Source organism: Zoogloea oleivorans (assembly GCF_008107625.1).
GTDB lineage: Bacteria > Pseudomonadota > Gammaproteobacteria > Burkholderiales > Rhodocyclaceae > Zoogloea > Zoogloea oleivorans.
Window position 1 is genome coordinate 53,686 of the sequence record NZ_SDKK01000020.1, and the last position, 21,582, is coordinate 75,267.

Genomic DNA, 21,582 nt, shown 5'->3' on the forward strand with positions numbered 1-21,582 from the left:
TGCGCTATCCCAGGATGCGCTATCGACAGATTTTGGCGATGGATTGGAAATCGGCGGCTATGTGCGTGGCGGACCGACCGCTACCCAGTCGAGTAGCCAGGCGAGGGGACACTATTCGCTGGGTATGGATGGCGACATGTGGCGCCTGGGCAATGAAGGTGATCTCGACGCCAATATTCGCATTCGCAAGACTTTCAAGCTGGAGGAGGGCCTGCAATGGACTGTGGGTTTTCGCCCCTCCTACACGAATCCCAATGGCGGACTGAGTGATGCCGGGGTCTATGCGACCCGTGAGGCCTATATCGAGACCGGGGGCTACGCTTTCATGCCGGCAGCCAGGTTCTGGGCCGGCCGGCGCTTGTTGCGCGATGACGTTCATGCGGTCGATACCTTTTTCATCTACCTGGCCGGCGGTCGCCAGGAAAGTGGCGCCGGCATCTTCGACATGCCGCTCGGGCAAGGGAAACTGGGCCTCCATCTGTTTCGCAGCGATCAGGAGATGGAGCCGACCGACAATCGCCAGAACACTACCCGCCTGACCGCCGATGTTTATGACCTGCCGGTCAATCCGGGGGGCAAGCTGCGTCTGCTCGGCGCCTTCTATTCGGGCCGTTTCAAAGACGGCACACAGGGCACGGCCCTGACGATCAAGCATGACCAGGCCGGCTTTTTGCTGCCAGGCCTGAACAATTCCCTGTGGCTTCAGGGCAGCACAGGCTATGGTGCGCTCAATACAGGGTTTGGCGGGCCAGGCAGTCTCAATGGCGACCTCAATGCGGCTTCCGGTACCCGGGCGTGGCGCCTGATCGATTCCCTGATTTGGCAGCATGGCCGATTGGGTGGACAGGCCATGGCTGAAATCGAACATGACCGTAAAGAGCAGGGGGGATCCTCTTCCCGGGGGACTTCTCTGGGGGGACGCATTTCCTATGATTTCAACGATAACTTGCGCTTTCTTGCCGAGGGGGCGATGACGACCCGGGTGGATTCGGGCGGCGCTCTTCAGCGTCTGGACAAGCTGACTGTCGGTCTCGGGCTGGGGCCGCGCCCCGGCTTCATGTCGCGTCCGGAGTTGCGGGTGTACTGCACACGGCTCGACTGGAATGAAGCTGCTGCGGCGGCGCGTACCATGCTGGCGGGTCGCAGCGGTACGACCTTGATCGGACTGCAGCTGGAAAGCTGGTGGTGATTCGTCGGCAGGGCAAAAGGAAAAACAATGAATGTTCCGAAAAATGACTGGCTGATGTCCCTGATGGCAGGCTGCCTGCTCGCGGCCACGCTGTTGTTCGGCTGGGTTGGCGCGGCGATGGCCGGCGAAACGTCGATTCGTTACTTTCCATCCGGCCCGATTTACGAATATCGCTGGAAACTGCTGGAGCTGGCGCTGGCCCACGTGAAAGCGGATGCCGGTGAGTTTCGGCTGGAGCCTTACGCCGAAGAAGTGACGCAAAACCGCGGCATGCTTTTGCTGCAGTCCGGTGCCATTGACGTCATCGCCCTGGGGACGAACGATGAACGCGAAAGCAGGATGCGTCCGATCAAGATCGATATCCTGCGCGGCATCGTCGGCTTTCGGTTGTTCGTGATTCGGGCGGCGGATCAGGGACGTATTGCGCAAATGGACGAGCGCTCGCTGCGCAAGCAGCTGACCTTCGGCCTGAATAGCCAATGGGCCGATTTGCCGATCATGCGGGCCAACGGATTTTCGGTGATCACTTCTTCAACCTATGAAAATCTGTTTGAAATGCTCTCTGCTGCCCGCTTCGATGCGTTTCCGCGTGGTTTGAACGAGGCCCGGCGCGAACTCGATGAGCGCAAGCAGATTTATCCGAAATTGGCGATCGAGCAATCCAAGGCGCTGTATTTTCCGTATCCGATCTATTTCTGGGTTCACAAGGACAATGTGGCGCTGGCCAAAACCATTGAGCGCGGGCTTCAGCTGTCACTGGCCGATGGCTCGTTTCGCAAGCTCTTCGAGAGCTATCATGCGATAGAGATTGCAACGATCAGGAAAGAAAAGCGTCAGGTTATTCTGCTCGATAATCCGGTTTTGCCGGCCGGTACTGCAAAACCGGAGACGAGCTGGTGGTGGCCCGATGCAGCCAGTCGCCGCTGAGGGGGCTGGTCTGAAAATAGTCGTTGTTGACTAAGGAGGGATCATGGTTTTACCGCAGACGCTGGCCAGACGGCTGCTCTACACCATGCTTCCGTGGTATCTGCTGCTGGCTGTCAGTGTCACCGGGATTCACCTGGTCATCCAGTATTTCGCGGTCAGCCATACCATTGCCGACGACATGGCCTCGCTCGGGCGGACCGTCGAGCCGGGCGTCAGCGGTGCAGTCTGGGAACTGGATTCGGCTCAGCTGGCGTCGATGGCCCGCGGGGTCAGACAAAATGCCATCGTGACCGGCGTCCGGATCGAGACTGAAAAAGGCGATACCCTCGTCAGCGATGGTGATGTACCGGTTGCCCAGGACGAGCGGAGCGACTTTCTCCCCAGCCACTATAAGCGGGAAGTCGTCCCGCTTTATCACCAGGGGGCGGCGGGAGACCGTCATCTGATTGGCTACCTGAATCTCTATTCGAGTGCCGACGTTCTCTGGGACCGCATCAAGTACAGCTTCCTGGTGGTCTTGCTCAATGCGCTGGTTGTCACCACCGGGCTGTGGCTGATCTTCTCCTGGGCCATCCGCTTCCGTCTGTCGGACAGCGTGACGGCCGTTGCCAAAACAGTGGCCGGTTGGCAGTTCAAGACCGGGGAAGTGCAGGTCGAGAAGATCAGCTATCCCTACCAGGACGAACTCGGTGGTCTGGTGGAAGCGCTCAACGACGGCCAGGCGCGCTTGTCCGATTCGCTGCAGAAACTCAACGAGGTGAATCTGAACCTCGAAAAAACGGTGGCCGAGCGAACCGGGGAATTGCAGCTGGCAAAGAACGTGGCTGAGGAGGCCAATCAGGCCAAGAGCCAGTTTCTGGCCAACATGAGCCACGAAATCCGTACCCCGATGAACGCGATTCTCGGCATGCTCTACCTCGCGCTGAAGATGGAGTTGCCACCGGCGCTGCAGAATTACCTGCTCAAGGCGCAGGGCGCAGCGCATTCACTGCTCGGCATCATTAATGACATTCTCGATTTCTCCAAGATCGAGGCCGGCAAGCTCGATATCGAGCAGGTTGAATTCGGGCTCGATGCCGTTCTCGAACAGCTCACCGATGCGCTGGGCTATCAGGCTGAACACAAGGGCGTTGAATTCCTGATCCGCTATGATCCGGCCATTCCGACGACGCTGATCGGCGATCCGCTGCGTTTCGGTCAAGTGCTGCTCAACGTCTGCGGCAATGCCGTCAAGTTTACCGAGCATGGGGAAGTGGAACTGGCCTTCCGTGCGCTGAAGACGACCGAGACGGAAATCAGCATACAGGTCTGCGTGCGGGATACCGGTATCGGCATGACGCCCGGGATGCAACAGAAGATGTTCCAGAAATTCACCCAGGCCGATCAGTCCACTACCCGACGTTTTGGCGGAACGGGGCTGGGATTGGCGATCAGCAAGCAACTCGTCGAACTGATGGGCGGCCGGATCTGGGTCGAGGATTCGCAACCGGGCAAGGGCACGACCATCTGCTTCACGGTGCAACTCAAGGTGGCCGAGCAGGCACAGTCCCGTCGGCGCGAACTGGTCGCCCAGGTCGGCCCGCTGTTGCAGGGGGTGCGTGTGCTGGTCGTGGACGACAACGAGGTCTCCCGCGAAATCCTGGCCGAGATGCTGCGCTTCTTCCATCTTGACGTCAGCGTTGCCGCCAATGGACAGGCGGCGCTGACGGCACTCGAGGCGGCCAGCGAAAAGCCCTTCGACCTCGTCCTGATGGACTGGCGGATGCCGGGCATGAATGGCGATGAAGTGACGCTACGCATCCACGGAAATCCGGCGATCACGTCTCAACCGAAGGTCGTGATGATCACCGCCTATGGCCGTGAGGATGTGATGCGACTGGCGGAGCAGGCCGGCGTCAGCAGTTTCCTGATCAAGCCGGTTTCGCCCTCGACCCTGCTCGACACCATGCTGTCGGTACTCGGCCGGGGCCGGGTGCTGGGCAAGGATCAAGGGCGCATCGCTCCGCCTTCGGTGGGGCAGGGCGCTCTGGCGGGTGCCCGAATCTTGCTGGTCGAGGATAACGACATCAACCGCGAATTTGCCTGCGAGTTGTTGCGCAGCGAGGGCATGGAGGTTGATGAGGCGGTGAATGGCCAGGACGCCGTCGACAAGGTTCGGCAGCATGCCTACGATGCCGTGTTGATGGATATCCAGATGCCGGTCATGGACGGTCTGGAGGCGGCATGCGCCATCCGTGCCCTGGCCGAGGCGCCGGGCGGCAAACGTTTCGCCAGCTTGCCGATCATTGCCATGACGGCCCTGGCGATGGCTCACGATGCCGAGAAAAGCCGGGAGGCCGGCATGAACGATCATGTGACCAAGCCGGTTGTGCCGGAGCAGTTGATGGCGGCGCTGGGCAAGTGTGTGCAGGTTCCAAAGGATCGGGCAAGGACCCGGCCGACTGTCACTTCCACCACTGCGCTGCCGGGATTTCCCGCCGATTTGCTGGCCCTGACCAGTATTGATGCGCGCGAAGGGATACGCCGCATCGGTGGCAAGGCCGATGCCTATCGCAAGCAACTACGCCGATTCCGCGAACACTACACGAATGCCGATATCGAGCTGGAGCGCTTGCTCAAGGAGCGTGGTATTGAAGGTGCCGAGGAATATTGCCACGCCTTGAAAGGTGTGACCGGAAACATCGGCGCCGGGGTGTTGTATGAAAAAATCACCGACATTGATGGGCTGCTCAAACAGGGCAAAATGCCGGAAGAGGGCGAACTGCAAGGCATGCGCACGCTACTGCAACAGGTGATTGCCGATATCGACAGTCTGGCGGCCGCCACGCCGGCTGCGGTGGCTGCCGGTGTTTCCCTGACTGGTGCCGAGATCATTGAGCGTCTGGAGCGTTTGCGGCAAGCACTCGATTCCGACCTGGGGGCCGCTGAGGGACCGCTGGCGGAATTGCGCGCCGGCGTGGTCGGCGATGCCTGCGAGCCTGCCATGACTGAAATTGCCGCAAGAGTCGATGAGTTCTCCATTGACGAGGCACAGGTGTTGATCGATGCCCTGCGTGATCGCCTGAAATCGAGAGTCTGAGCTGGATGTGACCATGACCGAATCTGCCCAAGAACGTCCGCGCATTCTGATCGTCGATGACGTGCATGAGAATCTGCATGTCCTGATGAACATCCTGCGTGATGATTATGTGATCAGTGCTGCGACCAGCGGCGAGAAGGCCCTTGAGCTGGCGCATCGACAGCCGTCGCCGGACATCATCCTGCTCGATATCAAGATGCCGGGCATGGATGGTTATTCGGTCCTGGCCCATTTGAAGTCGAGTCCGCAAACGGCAGACATTCCCGTTATTTTCGTTACGGCACTGGCCGAAGCGGCCGATGAGGCGCGCGGCCTCAAGCTCGGCGTCGCCGACTACATCACCAAGCCGGTCAATCCCGATTTGTTGCAACTCCGTCTGCGTACCCAGCTTGAATTGAGACGGTATCGCATGGAACCGGTGCGCTTCGATACTGCGAAGCATGTCGATCCGGGTCATCCGCCGACCCTGCTCGTGGTCGATGACATTCCGGAAAACATTCACGAATTGCTTGAAGTGCTCAAGGGGGACTACCGGATCACGGTCGCCAACAATGGTGCAAAAGCACTCAGGCTGATCGAAGGGGCAACGCCGCCCGATCTCGTTTTACTGGATGTCATGATGCCGGAGATGGATGGCTACGAAGTCTGCCGGCGGATCAAGGCGACGACGGCAGGCAATCGCATTCCGGTCATCTTCGTTACCGTGGTGGATGCGGTCCAGGAAAAAGTGAAAGGCTTCAGCGTTGGTGCGGCCGACTACATTACCAAGCCTTTCGATATCGACGAGGTGCGGGCCCGGGTGCAAACGCATCTGGAACTGTCGCGCCTGCGGTGTTTTCTGGAGGCGCAGGTGGCGCAACGGACGGCGCTGCTTGAGCAGAGCGAGGAGAAATACCGCATCCTGGCCGATTACTCCCCGAACTGGGAGTACTGGCTGGCTCAGGATGGCAATTTTCTGTATGTCTCACCGGCTTGCGAAACGGTGTCGGGACATGCGCCGGCCGAGTTCTTTGCCGATGCCCGGCTGATGGACAGCATCATCCATCCGGACGATCTGGATGCCTGGACAACGTACGGGCCGGGGGCTGCCAGTGTTGACGTCGATGTTCCGCTGATCCTGCGTATTTGCCGGAAGGACGGCAGCGAACGCTGGGTCGAACATGTTGCCAGACCGGTTTTCAGCGATGTCGGCCAGTCGCTGGGGCTGAGAGGGTCGTATTGCGACATTACGCAGCGCCGTCATGCTGAACAAAAGCTCGATTTCTTCACCCACCGTGACCCGCTGACTGGTTTGCCCAATCGGGCCTTGTTCGCCGAAATGCTGGCCCAGGCCATTCGCCAGGCAGACTACGGGCAGTCGGAATTCGCGCTGCTCATCATCAATCTCGACAACTTCAAAACGGTCAATGAAAGCCTCGGGCACAGCGCGGGCGACCGGCTGTTGATCGAAGTGGCCGACCGGCTGCGTGCCTTGTTGCCGGGGGTTGAGGCGATTGCCCGTATCGGCGGCGACGAGTTCAACATCATCATCGTGCAGGATGCCAATGGCCCGGGCGTCGATCTTGTCGCCCAGCGCCTGATCGATGCCCTGGCCAAAACCCACCTGCTCGATGGGCATGGCGTCTATATCGGTGCCAGTGCCGGGATTGCGCTCTATCCCACCGACGGACCGAATGCGGAAACCTTGCAGAGCAACGCCGATGCTGCACTTCATGAAGCCAAGGTGCAGGGCCGTGGCATTCTGCGTTTCTCATCGCCGGGAATGACGACGCGTGCGAAGGAGCGCTTGTCCCTTGAGGCCGACTTGCGCCTTGCTCTGGATCAGGGAGAGTTGTCTCTTCACTACCAGCCCCAGGTCGATTTGATCAGTGGCCAGATTGTTGGCCTTGAAGCATTGGCGCGCTGGCAGCATCCGACGCGTGGCATGGTTTCACCGGCCGCCTTCATTCCTCTGGCAGAAGAGTGCGGGCTGATCGTCAACCTGGGACATTGGGCGCTTCAATCCGCCTGTCGCCAGATCAGGGTGTGGACCGATGCCGGCCTGGCGCCTCGGCAGATTGCGGTTAACGTTTCTGCCGTTCAACTGAGCCGGGGAGATTTACTCGAATCGGTCAGGCTTGCGCTGAAGGAAAGCGGAATTTCTCCCGACCAGCTTGAACTGGAAATTACCGAGAGTTTTGTCATGGCAGACCGTGATCGCTCCTTCAAGGCGATTGCCGATCTCAAGGCACTCGGCGTACGTCTTTCGATTGACGATTTCGGGACGGGTTATTCGTCGCTTGCTTACCTGCAGCAACTGGAAGTCGATAAATTGAAGGTCGATATCTCCTTTGTCCGGGATATGACCAGAAATAGCGGCAATGCGTCCATCGTCAAGGCGGTGATCGCGCTTGGTCATAGCCTTGGTCTTGAGATTATTGCCGAAGGGGTCGAGGAGGCCGGGCAGGCGCGTTATTTACGCTCGCTGAGTTGCGACGTCATGCAGGGCTACCTGATCAGCAAGCCACTACCCGCCGAGGAAATGACCTGTTTTCTGCATGCCTTCGCACCCCAGTTGGTTCCTGTCGACAACGCGGGTTCTTTTACCCTGCTCCTGGTGGATGACGAGCCGGCCATCCTGTCTGCGCTGACGCGGGTATTGCGGCGCGAAAACTATCACATACTGACGGCAGGTAGCGGGGAGGAGGCCCTGTTGCTGTTGGCCCAGCATCAGGTTGGTGTCATCGTTACCGATCAGCGCATGCAGGGCATGAGTGGCACCGAACTGCTGGCGCGGGCCCGTACGATGCATCCGCAAGCCGTGCGCGTCCTGCTCTCGGGCTATACGGGACTGGATAGCCTGACCGAGGCGATCAATCGCGGCGAGATCTACAAGTTCATTACCAAGCCCTGGGGCGAGGTTGAACTCCTCGAAACGATCCGCCAGGCCTTCCGTCATTACGACAGAAGCCAGGGCGGAGCCTACTGAAGCACTACCACATCAAGTCGTCCGGCACCTTGAAGTCGGCGTAAGGATCGTCCGCATCGATTGCGGTGCTGGCTTTTTTCACCTGCACGACGAGCGAGGGGTCGCGTTCGGCGATCTTGTCGGCGATCACCTTGGGGACCAGTTCGGTGGTGCCGCCGTGGCAGACGATGGCCAGCAGTCCGTCCACCAGATGGGCCTGGACGGCGGCCGACACGTACAGCCGTTTGACCTTGTTGTCGTGGGTGAAGTTGTAGGCGATGTCGCCGCCGCCCTTGCTCTGGCGATGCTGTTTCACCATCTGGACAATTTGCGCCACGATCGCCTTCTGGTGGGCGGCCGCGTCGCGCTGGGCGTTGAGTTCGCGGGCCCGCTCGGCATTCTTGCGTTGTGTTTCAAGGGCCGCCAGGCGCGCTTCATCGACACTCTGCGTCCCGGTCCGGCGCTCGACCTTCTTCTGCTTGGTTTTTTCCTGATGGACCTGTTTGGCCTTGTTTTTGTCGACCAGGCCGGCTTTTAAGAACTGTTCCTGCAAGGAGGCCATGTTTGCCACTCCGTCAATGAGGTCTGCCAGCCCAAGCTGCTGCGCTGGGCGGCGAAAAAGCGGCAGCATAGCAAAAATGTCGACGCTAGAGCCCCGCTATGGCGCGCCTTGTCGGCGCGCTTGGCCCAGGTGTTTCCGGTTGCTGGCTACGACACGTCGAATGTCAGCTTGTTGCCATCCAGTTGCATGCTGCGGGCCTTGATCAGCTTTCCGGGTCTTTGCTTTTTGATTACCGCAACGCTTTCGCCAACGCCCGACCAAATGCCGGTGACGACAGCGGACTCACTGAGTTCTTCCCCGTCCTGGTTCGTGCTGCTTGCACGAAGGGTGAAGAAGCGCTGGGGGCTGTTGCCTGGCGTCACGAAGTAAGCCTGAATGTCTTCCGACCTTCCCGTTTGCCAGTCGAACCCGATTGCCCGAAGGGCTTGCGAAAAGGGCTCGTAGCCGATGCTGATGTCTTTGAAGTTGATGGTATCGATGGGGGCAGCTTGCATGTGGACAGATCCGGGGGAGGGGGCAGGCATCTTAACAACACCAGGAACCAAATTTTTGTCGCATCGTTTCCATCAATCTGCGTACTTGATCGAGCATCCGTAGGGTTTGGTGCTGGCGTGGGCCACCTTGCGGCCGGCTGCCAGATCGGCGAAGGCGAGCTTCACGTAATTGTCGGCTTTGGCGATGTCGTTCTTGCTGGCGGACGGGATGCTGTCGATGCCGCCCTTGTAAACCAGCTGCCCGGCGGGATCGACGATGAACAGGTGGGGCGTGGTCTGGGCGCCGTAGGTCTTGCCGATCTTGCCGTCCGGGTCGAGAACGACGCCGCTGGGGGTGGCGTTGCGAAAGCCGTTGATCTTGATCGCCGAGGGGCCGTCCACGTGGCCCTGCTTGTCAGGCGCGGAGGAAATCACTTGCAGCCAGACCACACCCTTGGCGGTGAATTCCTTTTGCAGTTGTGGAATGTTGCCGCTTTCATAGTGTTTCACGACGAAGGGGCATTCGTGGTTGGTCCATTCGAGCACCACCGTTTTACCCTTGAAGCTGGCGAGGCTGACGGACTTGCCGTCGGCGCCCTGGGCGGTGAAGGCCGGCGCGGGCTGGCCGATTTCGGCCGCGGCGTGGGCGGCCGTGCCGGCGAAGAGGGGCAGGCTGGCGGCGAGGCTCAGGACGGTGCGGCGCAGGGCGGTGGCATTCAGCATGGGTTCTATTCCTTGGCGAGCTTGGGTGAAGAGGGGGTTTGCAGGGCGGCGATGACGGTGGCAGGCGTGAGCAGTTGGGGTAGCACGCGGGCTTCGGTTTTGTTGCCGCCCGGGTAGAAGAGGTAAAGCGGCACGCCGCTGCGTCCGAAGTCGGCGAGGTGGGCGGAGATCTGCGGGTCCTGGTTGGTCCAGTCGCCTTTCAGGTAGGTGATGCCGGTCTGGCGGAAGGCGGCGATGACTGACTCGTCGGACAGGGCGACCCGTTCGTTGGCCAGGCAGGTGATGCACCAGGCGGCGGTGAAGTTCACGAAGACCGGTTTTTCCTCGGCGCGCAGGGCGTCGAAGCGGGCTTTTGTGTACGGCTCCCAGGCTTTGCCGGCGACCTTGGCGGTGCGGGTTTGCGCGGCATCGGCGACGTTGCTGGCGATGCCTGCATAGCCACCGGCCAGCGCCAGGCCCAGTGCTGCGGCTGCCAGGGCGCGGCTGCCGTGACGGGCTAGGGGGCGAACGGCGTGGCTGGTCTCGTAGAGCCAGGCGGCGAAGGCGATGGCCAGCATGCCGCCAAGCGCAATCGCGATGGCGTTGGGGCCGGCCTGCTGGGCCAGCACCCACACCAGCCACACGGCGGCGCCGTACATCGGAAAAGCGAGGAACTCCTTGAGGCGTTCCATCCACCGCCCGGGGCGGGGCAGCAGACGCTGCAGGGCCGGCCAGAAACTCAGCAGCAGGTAGGGCAGGGCCAGCCCCAGGCCGAGGCTCAGGAATACCGCCAGCAGTACCGCTGTCGGTTGTCCGAGGGCGAAGCCCAGCGCCGCACCCATGAACGGGGCGGTGCAGGGTGTGGCGACCACGGTGGCGAGCACTCCGGTGAAGAAGCTGCCGGTGTAGCCGGGCTTGTCGGCCAGCGTCGTGCCCACTCCGGCTGTCGAGGCGCCCAGCGTGAACACGCCGGACAGGTTGAGTCCGACTGCGAACATCAGGTAGGCGACGGCGAGCACGAAGATCGGCGACTGGAACTGGAAGCCCCAGCCCACTTCGGCGCCGCCGGTTTTGAGGGCGATCAGCACGCCGGCCAGGAGCGAGAAGCTGGCCAGCACGCCGGCGGTGTAGGCCAGGCCCTGCAGGCGGGTGTGCGCCGGCGATTGGTGGGCGTGTCGCAACAGGGCCAGGGCTTTGATCGACAGCACCGGGAAGACGCAGGGCATCAGGTTGAGGACCAGTCCGCCGAGCAGGGCGAAGAGCAGCGCGGCGCCGAGCTGGATGTCGTCGCGGGTGTTGGGCGCGGTGCTTGCGATGGCCGCAGAGCCACTGACCGGCGCGGAAATCTTGTAGGCGCTGACGCCGCCGTCGGCATGGCGGATTGTGAGGATGCCGTTCAGCGGGCTGCCGGCGGAGGGGGCGGCGTCACCGGGCTGGATGTGCAGCGCCAGGGTGTCGCCTTCGATGCGCAGGGTTTGCGGGCCGTCGTGGGCGGTCTTGCCCCATTCGTCGGCGTAGAACCACACTTCGGCGGGTTTCAGGGCGGCAATGCCGGTGCCGCTGGCGTGCAGCAGCAGGCCGTCGCTGGTGGTGTCGACGCGGGTTTGCCACGGACTGGCGGCAGGCAGGGCGGCGAGGGTTTTGTCGATCAGCGGGCTGCCGGGCTGGCGGGGCGTTCCCGCGGCGATCACCGGCAGGTTCAGTTCCAGCTCGACTTGCTGGGGAATGCAGATCTCCTGGCAGACGAGCCAGTCCACGGTGGCTTTCACCGGGAAGCTGCTGCCGGGCTGGAGCGAATTCGGGATGGTTAGCGGGGTGAGCAGGACGACTTCATTTTCGTAGCCGTAGTTGCTGACCGGGCCGAGCTTGAAGCGGCTGGGCGCAGGCCACTGGATATCGCCGGCCTTGGTGCCGTCGGGCAGGGTCCAGGCGATGGTGGTGGGCAGGCCGGAGTCCCCCGGGTTCACCCAGTAGGTGTGCCAGTGGGGGATGATCTTTTGGTGCAGGCCGAGCTGGATCTGCTCGCCGGGCTGCACGGCGGTGACCGAGGCGATGAGTTCGGCCCGGACCTGGGGTGTGGCGGCCTGCGGGCTGGCTGCCGGGCTGACGGTGCTGGCCAGCGTCAGCGCAATGGCGGTCAGGGCCGAGAGGCTGGCGTGGCGGGACACAAGGAGGGACATGGATTGCTCTCGGTGGGGGTCGGACACTTGTCCGACCCGTGGTTGCCCGCTTCAGTTCGATGCGAAGCAATAGAGAAGGCCGGCGCCGCCGGTGCCCACCAGGTTTTCCTGACTGCAGCCGCGACTGCCGTGGGCCGAGTTCCAGGAGGTGTTGCCGCCGCCGGTGCGGTCGAAGTGGCCGACCTGTGCGGAGCCGTCGGCCGCACTGCTCGTGTAGTTCTTGCAGGTGTGGTCGGCGGCGTCGGTGAAGGCGGTGCCGTCGGCCTTCGAGCCGGTCAGGATGTCGTGTTCGTTGGGCTTGTCGCCGGCGCCCTTGACCGGTTCGCCCTTCTCGGTGATGACGGTGGTGCGGCTCAGGTTGTTGCCGAGGCGGGCCTGCTCGATGACGTCGCCGTGCAGATGGGCGACATCCTTGGCGACGATCTGGCCCTTGGCATTGGCCCAAGGGCCGGTGCCGATGCGGTCACGGGCGTTGACGGCGGGCTGGCCGTTGGCGGCCTGGGTGCTCAGGTAAGCGCGCCAGGTGCGATTGCCGGCGCCGACGGCACTGGCGAGCTTCTGGCAGTGCGCGTCGGCACCGCTCAGACCGCCCAGGTCGGCACCCTTGCCGAGGCCGCTGCTGGTGACGAAGAAGCCGAGGGGCGGCTTGGGGGCGTCCGCCGGGGTTTGCTGGGCCTGGGCAGCGCTGGTTGCGATGAGCAGCAGGGCGGCGAGAAGTTTGCAGGTTTTCATGAAATGGGCTCGTTCAGGTTGGTGTAGGTGATGGGTTATTGCCCCTGGGTGACAGCCATGGGTTTGGCGGCCCTGCTGGTGTCGGTCTGGCGGGGGGCGGGTTTGTCTGCGTGAAAGGTCTTCTTGAGGCGCTTCCAGCCGATGACGACCGAGCTGCTGCCGAGCACCACGCCCATCAGCACCCAGGTGAGCATCCAGGCGTCCCACAGGGGGCGCTGAGCGAGCCAGCCGATGTCCCAATGGTGAATGGCGGACCATAGCCAGCGGTAGGCGCGGCGGCTGGTGTCCTGACGCAGCAGCAGGCGGCCGTCCTGGGGATCGAGGTACAGGCGGGTCGCGGCGGCATCGGCGAGGTCAATCTGCAGTACCGGCAGGGGGCGATCGAAGGCAGCCTGACCACGCCGCGCGTAGTAGTAGCTGTCGTATTCGGTGATGAGCGCCTGGCTCGCCACCGGGGTCTTGTCGGTCAGGCGTTCGGCAGCGGCAAGCAGGGCGCTGGTCTGGAAGTGCAGGCTGCCGCCGTCTACTGGCTGGGGCAGGCGCCGGCCGTCGCGGGTGAGGCCGAGCAGCACGGTGGTGTCGCCAAGGCGGCGCCAGGCCAGTTCGACGATGTCGCGGTTGTCGGTATCGGTGACGAAGGCTGACGGGCGCCAGTCGCGCATGCTCGCCGGCAGGCTGCTGCCCTGGTAGCGGAGCAGTTCGGCCCGGTTTGGGGCGGCGGGGGAGAACAGTCCGAAGGGATTGCCGTTGAGGTAGCCACTGAAGGCCCATAGCAGGGCGAAGCTGCCGCCCAGCAGGCCGGTCCAGAAATGCCACTTGAACCAGAATTCCCGGTACGGCTGTTTGCGTCCCTGACTGTAGGTGGCCCGGCCGCCCCAGCCCGGACGCCAGCGTTGCCAGCCGATGATGAGGCCGGTGAGGGCGCCGGCAAAGGCGAAGCCGCCCAGCCAGGTCAGGACGGTGCGGCGGGTGTCGGCGGACAGGCCGAGGGTTTCCAGCGGGCGCAGCAGATGGATCCAGTTGCCGGTCCAGTACAGCGCCCGGTCGAGTCGGGTGGAGTCGCGCACGACTTCGCCGGTGATGGCCGACACCAGCAGCTCGCGGCTGCCGTCGCCGATGGCGAAACGGTGGAAGGGGCGCAGGGCTTCGTAATTGCGCACGGCGCTGTCCTGGGCACCGGTGTCGATGTAGCGGATGTCTGTGCGCTCATCGCCAGTCCAGTGGCGTGCAATGCTTGCGGCGTCATTCACCGAGGCGCCGTCGAGGCGGCCGTTGATGGCCGACAGGGCGAAGCGTTTTCCCTGGCTGTCTTCGATCAGCCAGCGGGCTTCCGCACCCTGGCGAACCAGGCGGGCATCGATGATGGTGGCGGGCTTGCCATCGAATAGCATCTGACGCTGGATGGCGCTGCGCTCCCAGGCCTGACCAAGGGACAGCCATCCGGATTGGGGCTGAAGGCTTTGGGCGTGGGCAAGCTGCTCGGCACGGTTCAGGGCCGAGGCGTCCGAGTACATGATGACCAGCCCGGACAGGAACCACAGGGACATGAACACCGCCAGGGCAATGCCTACCCAGCGATGGATCTGGTAAAGGAGACGTTTCACCGCGCAGACCTTTCAGTTTCGGAAACCAATCGATGAGCCGGCGCCGTGTGCGGGGCCGGGATCCGGTGACTCAGCAATCTTGATGCCACCCTGGTTTGTCGAAAAAGACCATTTTTATCAGTTGCTTAGTCTGTGGGGCGAGGCAGCCTGCTGCGCCATGTGCAGCAGGCTGCTGGTGAGCTGTGTGTTGGCGGGCAATAAAAGCTCAGTCGGCCGCGAAGCAGTAGAAGTAACCTGCGCCGCCGGTGCTGATCAGGTTCTCCTGGCTGCAGCCACGGCTGGCGTGGGTGGAATTCCATGACACGTTGCCGCCGGTTGCGCCACGGTTGGTGCGGTCGGAGTGGCCGAGCTGGACGGTGCCTTCGCTGCTGCTCGTGTAGTTCTTGCAGGTGTGGTCGGCGGCGTCGGTGTAGGCGGTGCCGTCGGGCCTGGAGCCGGTGAGGATGTCATGGTCGTTGGGCGTTTCGCCGACCCCCTTGATCGGCGTGCCCTTCTCGGTCAGCGTGGTCAGGCGGTGCACGTTGCTGCCGAGCTGGCCGAGTTCGACCGTGTCGCCATGCAGGTGGGCCACGTTGTTGGCGACGATGGCGCCCTTGGCGTTGGCCCACGGGCCCTTGCCGATGCGGTCGCGGGCGTTGACGGCGGGCTGGCCGTTGGCGGCCTGGGTGCTCAGGTAAGCGCGCCAGGTGCGATTGCCGGCGCCGACGGCACTGGCGAGCTTCTGGCAGTGCGCGTCGGCACCGCTCAGACCGCCCAGGTCGGCGCCCTTGCCGAGGCCGCTGCTGGTGACGAAGAAGCCGAGGGGCTGGGCCGGTGCGGCGGGGGCTGCTTGCTGGGCGAGGGCCACTGTGGCGTTGAACAAAAAGGCGCCGAGGAGCGCGTGGTGGATCTGCATGGCGGATTCTCCGTTACTCAAAAAAAGCCCGGGGAGTTACCCCGGGCTGAAGGACGAGGACGATTCGGCTTGGCTTACAGCTTTCCGGTGAACATCACGCCGAACCAGCGCTGGGTGGCCGGGTTGTAGCTGTTCCATGACTTGGACAATGGGGTGTCGTCGGCAAAGGCATTCTTGACCAGCAGGCTCACGTCATAGGACTTGTCCGTGCGGCCGATGCCGATGGCCAGATCGGTGGTGCTGTAGTCGGAGATCCAGCCGTAGGTGGACAGGGAGTTGTCCGAGTTGAAGCGGCTGTAGTAGGCCGTGTTGAAGCTGGCGTGGAACTCCTTGTCGCCCAGCACCGGCTTGCGGTAGTCGCCGCCGAAGTTGAAAGCCCACTTCGATGCGCCGGGCAGGGTCTTGCCGGTGAAGTCCGTGTAGGCCGGGGCGCCGCTGTAGTTGTCTTCGTTCGCCAGGGCGGCGTTCTTGAAGTCCTTGTAGCGGGCGTCGTTGTAAGAGCCGGCGAAGCGCAGCGTCACGTTGCGGATGCCGCCATACACGCCATCCACCTCGATACCCTTGGCCTCGACCTTGGCCACGTTGCCGGTGGCGGAGGTGTAGTAGTTGGTGCCATCGGCGTTGAGGCCGGTGGTGTATTGGTCAAGCACGCGCACCGACTGCTGGTAGTCGCGGATCTTGGTCAGGTAGAGGGCCGTGTTGAGGATCAGGGTCTTGTCGAGCAGGGCAGACTTGAGGCCCAGTTCGAAGGAGTTGGTCTTCTCCGGTTTGACCAGGTTGGAGAGGCCGTTGGTCAGCTGGGAAATGCCTGCTTTCTCGCCGTACTGCCACGAGAAGTAGCCGGTCTGGTTCGGGTTGAACTTGTAGGACGGGCTGACCACGAAGGCCGGCTGAGTGTCGCGGTAGGATTCGGCGCGGGTCTGGTTGAACAGCACGCCCATCTGCGAGGCACGGATCGCCTTGGCATCCGACACCTGGCGCTTCTGGTCTGCCGTCAGGCTGTTGTAGGCCGCACCCGGGTTGCCTGGGTCGACGGCAACGCCGAAATACTTGTTGGCGACCTTGTCGGCCAGGCTCAACTGGGTGGCGTTGTTGGTGCCAAGCACGCCCTGGCTGTTGGAGGCAAAGCCGCCGAGCTGCACGCCATTGACTGCCACCGGGTTGAGTTCGGCGCCGTTGCCGTAGTCGCGAACAAAGCTGGAGCCGGTGTTGGTCCGGTCTTCGCGGGTCAGGCGGATGCCGGTGGTCAGGGTCAGCGGCTCGGTCAGGTGCCAGTTGGCCTGGGCGAAGATGGCACCGCTCTTGTTCTTGATGCTTTGCAGGCCCGTCGGCGAGTTGTAGGCCATGGTCAGGCGGTCCAGCGAGTTCTGCATCAGCACCTGACCGGCCGCGGTGGCGCTCAGGCGGCCGTACTGACCGTTGTTGGCGAACCACGCGCCGGCATCGTTGCCCCATTCACGCTGGTACTCGGAGCTGTTGCTGACGTTGATGAGGTACAGGCCGGCCTGGTAGTCCACAAAGCCGCCGGCCTTGGAGCTGATCCGCAGTTCCTGGCTGCGCTGGCTGTAGTCGTTCCAGAAACCGCCGGAGTTGCGGTGGATGTCGAAGGGCGTGCCTTCGTCGTTTACCGCGTTGAAGTGGTAGTCCTTGTAGGCCGTGATGGACGTCAGGGTGTGATCGGCGACGTTCCAGTTGAGTTCGAGCGATGCACCGCGGCTGCCGGTTACCAGCGGGCGGGCGGTATCGGCATTCACCGAGTTGCCGTTGCGACCGCCGTAGAGGTAGTCCTTCTCGTAGGTGTAGTTGCCTTGCTGGGTGAACCAGCCGCGGCTGAGGCGCGTTTTGGCGTCGGTGCCGAGGGTGTTGGTGGTGCCGTTGGAGTAGACCGTCGGGGTCGGCGTGTTGATCGTGCGGCCGTTGGTGTATTCGCCGGCGCGCGGCTGCATTTCCAGGGCCAGGCGGGCGTTGAAGTCGGCCGTCGGGGTCAGCAGAAACTGGACGCGGCCGGAAACCCGGTCGATGTTCTGGTAGGACTGATCCCGGTTGTCGGCATTGATCATGTCACCGCGACCCTTGTCGACCACGAAGGCGCCGCGCCAGGCCAGCAGGTCTTCCACGATGGGACCGCCGGCGGCGAGCTTGCCAATCACCCGGTCACGCTGGCCGAGGGTCAGCGAGTAGTCGGCGCTGGGCGTGAAGGAGGGCTTGCGGGTGGAGATGTTGATGACGCCGAGACTGGTGTTCTTGCCGAGCAGGGTGCCCTGCGGGCCGCGGGTGACTTCGACGGCTTCGACGTCGTGGTAGTTGAAGCTGGAGGTCAGCGCGTTGTAGGCGAAGTTCACGCCGTCGACGATCACGCCGACGCTGGGGTCCTGGGCCTCGGTCTGGCTCTGCTTGCCGATGCCGCGGATGGACAGGCTGGAGGTGCGCTGGTTGCCCTGGTTCCAGGACACGTTGCCGAGGCGCTGGGTGATGGCCTTGATGTCGTCGGCGCCGGTGCGGTCGAGTTCCTTGCCGGTCACCACGGACACCGACAGGGGTACATCCTGCAGTTTTTCAATGCGGTTGCGGGAGCGGATCACCACGGCGTCGAGGGCGACGTTTTCTTCGGCAGCCGGGGCGACAGTGGCCACCGGGGCGGCGACAGGTGCCGGGGCCGGAGCGGCAACACCCTGCTTCTTGTTCAGGTCCTGCTGGGCTTTTTCGAGGGCCTGCTGGAGGCGGGTGACTTCGGCCTGCAGTTCGGAGGCGGATTTTTCCTGAGCTTGAACGCCGCCGGCAGCAAGGAAGGCGACGGCTGCCACGGCGGCGGCAAAGGGGGTCAGGCGAAACTGGACGGTTTTGTTGTGGCGTGCCGCTTGGGCTGCCCGCTTGATATTGTTTTGGCTCATGACGAGACAGTTCCTGTAAAAGATTCCGTCCCGTACTTTCGCAATTGGTGTGCCACTGCTCCCTGAAGGGTTTATATGAAATTCTGGAATCGATATTTCCGCGGATTAGTCGTGTAAAAACAGGGGCCTTTTTGTAAAGGCCGGTTTGCGTTCGGCATGGAATCGTTACGGAACGAAGAGTGCCTGGGCGAGCCGCACAGCGGGTGGGTGCTGCAGGGGCAACAGTTGCGTGTGCACGCTGTTTGCTGCGGCGCAGTGCGGCCCACCCCTTGCGGGGCGGGTTGTGTGGCGGGATGTTTGGCCTTAGAGCTTGCCGCTGAGAACGATGCCGAACCAGCGCGGGTAGGGGTAGGGCGTGTAGCTGTTCCAGCCCTTTTCGTGGGCGTTGTTGTTGAAGGCGTTCTTGGCGATCAGTGTCACGTCATAGTTGCCCTTGTGGTGACCGAGGCCGATGGCCAGGTCGGTGGTGGCCCGGTCCGGCACCCACGAGTAGTCCGACATCAGCTCGTCGGTGGTGGTGCTGCCGATGTAGGCGGTGGTGAAGCTGGTGTGGAAGACCTTGTCGCCAAAGACCGGGCGCCGGTATTCACCGCTTACATTGACCGTCCAGTACGGGGCTTCGCCGAGGCGCTGACCACTGCGGTCGATGAAGGGGCTGGACAGGTAGGCCAGCTCCGAGGGTTTGCCGGCGTTGGGGAAGTCCTTGTAGCGGGCGTCGTTATACGAGGCGGCGGCCCGCAAGCTGGTGTAGCGGAGGCCGTTGTAGGCGGCATCCACTTCGACGCCGGAAACCTGCACCTTCGGTACGTTGCCCTGCACGCTGGTGTAGGCCAGCGGGTTGGTCACGTTGTTGTTGATGTTGTCCTGGGTGGCGAACTGGTCCACCGCGACGACGTTCTGCTGGTAGTCCTTGATGTCCATCAGATACACGTCGGCGTTGAGCGTCAGCGTCTTGTCGAGCAGGAAGGTCTTTACCCCCAGTTCATAGGCGTTGGTGCGCTCCGGCTTGACCGTGGTGGCGACGCCGTTGACGTTGAGGGCCGAGCCGGATTTCTCTCCGTACTGCCAGCTGGCATAGGCCGTCACGTTGTCGTTGAACTTGTACTTGGGGCTGAGTACCGCAGTGTGGATCTGGTCCTTGTAGTCGCTGCGCACGCCGGTGATCAGCGCACCGATCTGGGATGCCCGGATGGCCTTGGCGGCGGCGACCTGGGCTTTCTGGGCGGGGCTCAGGCTGGCGTAGGAGGCCGCGCCGAAGTACTTCTGGGCGACCGAGTCGGCCAGCGCCAGTTGCGCCGTGCTGGGATTGACCAGATTGCCCGCCGTGCCGTTGGCCACACTGGCGTTGGAGTAGGCGATGGAATTGAAGCCGCCCAGCGCCGTGCCGCGGGACGACACCGGGTTGAGCGCAGCGCCGACGCCGTTGTTGCGCAGGTCGGCAAAGTTCTCGGTGGTGCGCCGCTCCGTGCCGATGCGCAGCCCGGCGGTGACGGTGAGTGCGTCGCTGAGGTGGAAGTTGGCCTGACCGTAGAGGGCCTGGCTGAAGGTATTGATGTTCTGCTGGCCGAAGCGGAACAGATCCTTGAGGGAGTTGGTCAGCAGTGCCCCGCCTGCGCTGGCGTTGAGGCCGGCGTTGGTGACCAGGGTGTTGTACTGGTTGTTGTTGGCGTACCAGGCGCCGGCGTCGGCACCATAGCCGTTCTTTGATTCCACCTCGTTCTCGGTGCGCAGGAAATACAGGCCGGTCTGGTAATCGACGAACTTGTTGGGCTTGCCGGCGAGGCGGAATTCCTGGCTGGTCTGGTTGTAGAAAACGCTGCCACCCCCGTTTTTCTGGACATCGAAGGGCGTGCCTTCGTCGTTGCGTGCCTGGAAGTTGTAAATGCGGTGGGCCGTGATCGAGGTGAGGGTGAGCTTATCGGTCAGGTTGTAATTCACTTCGGCCGATGCGCCCGAGGTGCCGGCGGTCTGCCCCTGGGTCTGGTTCTGGTACACCTTGCCTTCCCGGCCGATGCTGTTGAGTAACTGGTCGTAGGTGAAATTGCGTCCCTGGAACCAGTCCCGTCCAAGCCGGGCCTGGGTGCCAGTGCCGTTGGGGTCGACCAGGGTACCGTTGGCATAGCGCTGCGGTTGCTGGACGAATTCCGTGAAGCCGTTCTGGAGCTGGGTGGCGCGGGGCTGGATGTCGAGGCTGAGTTTGGCGTTCAGGTCGGCGGTGGGCGTCAGCAGGAACTGGGTGCGCGCACTGACGCGGTCCCGGTTGTACATGGTGTCTGCTTCCCGGTCGGTGTCCTCGGCAACGGTGTAGGCGCCGCGCTGCTTGTTCACCACGAAGGAGCCGCGCCATGCCAGCAGGTCGTCAATGATGGGGCCGCCGAGGGCGCCCTTGATGAAGACCGTCTCCCGTTGCCCGTAGGTCACTTCATAGTTGGCGCTGGGGGTGAACGACGGCCCCCGGCTGGTGACGGTGACCGCACCGGCGCTGGCCCCCTTGCCGAGCAGGGTGCCCTGGGGGCCGCGGGCCACTTCGACCGATTGCACGTCGTAGAAGTCGAAGTTGCCGAGCTGGCTGAGGCCGTAGCTGACGCCGTCCACGATCAGCCCGACGCTGGGGTCCTGGGTTTCGGTGAAGCCGCGCCGGCCCAGGCCGCGGATCGACAGCGACGAGCCGCGCGTGTTGTTCTGGTTGAAGGTGATGTTGCCCAGGCGCTTGGTCAGCGCTTCCAGGTCGGTAGCCTGTTCGCGGTCGAGTTCGCCACCCGAAACCACCGAGATCGATACCGGCACATCGTGCAGCTTTTCGAGCTGGCGCCGGCTGCGGACAACGACCGAGTCGAGGGTCTGCGTTGCCGTGGCTGCTTCGACGCTTTCTTCCCGGGCGGCTACGGCTGTCGCGACCGGTGCGGCCTGGGGTGTTGCGATTCCGCCGCGGTTTCTTTCCAGTTCCTTTTTGAGATTCTGGATTTCTGTATTGGCCTTCTTCAATTCTGCCTGAAGTTCGGCGGCTGATTTCTCGTCCGCTGCGGCGAGCGGTGCGGAGGTGCCAATAGCCAGTCCTGCAAGAAACAGGGCCAGTGGCTTGAGACGGGAGGGGTGTGCTGAACGTCGGCTTTCTTTTGTATTTTGATTCATGGCTCTTTTTTAACAATGAATGAAGGGCGGACTCCATCGTTATTAGCATTAGCTGTGCCATGCGGTTTTTCTGGTGATTGAAGCGTGCTTTATGCAGATTTAAAGATATGTCTTCGTGAGGTGTTTTTAATTTACCCTGAAGAAACATGGGTTATATATGAATGCGAATGAGATATGGGATTTTGATGGAATGTCTGTCTGTGCTCAATGCTGTTTGTCAGGTGTCTGAATACGGACATGACGATGGGGTTTACTCTTTTATTCCTTTT

13 protein-coding genes are annotated in these 21,582 nt (G+C 62.5%); 4 read left to right on the forward strand and 9 right to left on the reverse strand.

What is annotated here, in order from left to right:
• The first annotated feature begins 43 nt into the window (after window positions 1-43).
• Genes ETQ85_RS18965 through ETQ85_RS18980 form a run of 4 tightly spaced genes read left to right on the forward strand, consistent with a single transcriptional unit; the run spans window position 44 to window position 8,163 of the window.
• Complete coding sequence (locus ETQ85_RS18965; protein ID WP_187394774.1) at window positions 44-1,189, forward strand: carbohydrate porin; 1,146 nt, start codon at window positions 44-46, stop codon at window positions 1,187-1,189.
• 27 nt (window positions 1,190-1,216) lie between these two features.
• Window positions 1,217-2,116 carry a transporter substrate-binding domain-containing protein gene (locus ETQ85_RS18970; RefSeq protein ID WP_246128820.1) on the forward strand — a complete coding sequence of 300 codons (900 nt, stop codon included), beginning with the start codon at window positions 1,217-1,219 and terminating at the stop codon, window positions 2,114-2,116.
• A 43-nt stretch (window positions 2,117-2,159) separates the two neighbouring features.
• Complete coding sequence (locus tag ETQ85_RS18975) at window positions 2,160-5,195, forward strand: hybrid sensor histidine kinase/response regulator (protein ID WP_148580650.1); 3,036 nt, start codon at window positions 2,160-2,162, stop codon at window positions 5,193-5,195.
• Window positions 5,196-5,208: 13 nt separating this feature from the next.
• Complete coding sequence (locus tag ETQ85_RS18980) at window positions 5,209-8,163, forward strand: EAL domain-containing protein (RefSeq protein ID WP_148580651.1); 2,955 nt, start codon at window positions 5,209-5,211, stop codon at window positions 8,161-8,163.
• A 4-nt stretch (window positions 8,164-8,167) separates the two neighbouring features.
• Here ETQ85_RS18980 and ETQ85_RS18985 read toward each other — a convergent pair whose 3' ends face one another.
• The 9 genes from ETQ85_RS18985 to ETQ85_RS19025 all read right to left on the reverse strand — a co-directional run bounded on the left by ETQ85_RS18985 (window position 8,168) and on the right by ETQ85_RS19025 (window position 21,313).
• The gene (locus ETQ85_RS18985; protein WP_148580677.1) at window positions 8,168-8,704 is read right to left on the reverse strand and encodes a DUF2058 domain-containing protein; all 537 of its coding nucleotides are present in this window, start codon (window positions 8,702-8,704) and stop codon (window positions 8,168-8,170) included.
• A gap of 146 nt (window positions 8,705-8,850) precedes the next feature.
• Window positions 8,851-9,198, reverse strand: coding sequence for a hypothetical protein (locus ETQ85_RS18990; RefSeq protein ID WP_148580652.1), 348 nt, complete (start codon window positions 9,196-9,198; stop codon window positions 8,851-8,853).
• A 72-nt stretch (window positions 9,199-9,270) separates the two neighbouring features.
• Complete coding sequence (locus ETQ85_RS18995) at window positions 9,271-9,900, reverse strand: redoxin domain-containing protein (RefSeq protein ID WP_148580653.1); 630 nt, start codon at window positions 9,898-9,900, stop codon at window positions 9,271-9,273.
• A 5-nt stretch (window positions 9,901-9,905) separates the two neighbouring features.
• Window positions 9,906-12,059: a protein-disulfide reductase DsbD family protein gene (locus ETQ85_RS19000; RefSeq protein ID WP_148580654.1), complete on the reverse strand. Its 2,154-nt coding sequence runs from the start codon at window positions 12,057-12,059 to the stop codon at window positions 9,906-9,908.
• Between the two features lie 51 nt (window positions 12,060-12,110).
• A complete protein-coding gene (locus ETQ85_RS19005; RefSeq protein ID WP_148580655.1) occupies window positions 12,111-12,791 on the reverse strand; it encodes a lectin in 681 nt (226 codons plus the stop codon).
• Window positions 12,792-12,826: 35 nt separating this feature from the next.
• Entirely contained in the window at window positions 12,827-14,395 is a 1,569-nt protein-coding gene (locus ETQ85_RS19010) for a PepSY-associated TM helix domain-containing protein (RefSeq protein ID WP_222862211.1), read from the reverse strand.
• Between the two features lie 205 nt (window positions 14,396-14,600).
• Complete coding sequence (locus ETQ85_RS19015) at window positions 14,601-15,290, reverse strand: lectin (protein WP_148580656.1); 690 nt, start codon at window positions 15,288-15,290, stop codon at window positions 14,601-14,603.
• Window positions 15,291-15,364: 74 nt separating this feature from the next.
• A complete protein-coding gene (locus tag ETQ85_RS19020) occupies window positions 15,365-18,181 on the reverse strand; it encodes a TonB-dependent receptor (RefSeq protein WP_148580657.1) in 2,817 nt (938 codons plus the stop codon).
• 303 nt (window positions 18,182-18,484) lie between these two features.
• A complete protein-coding gene (locus tag ETQ85_RS19025; protein WP_148580658.1) occupies window positions 18,485-21,313 on the reverse strand; it encodes a TonB-dependent receptor in 2,829 nt (942 codons plus the stop codon).
• Window positions 21,314-21,582: the final 269 nt, after the last annotated feature.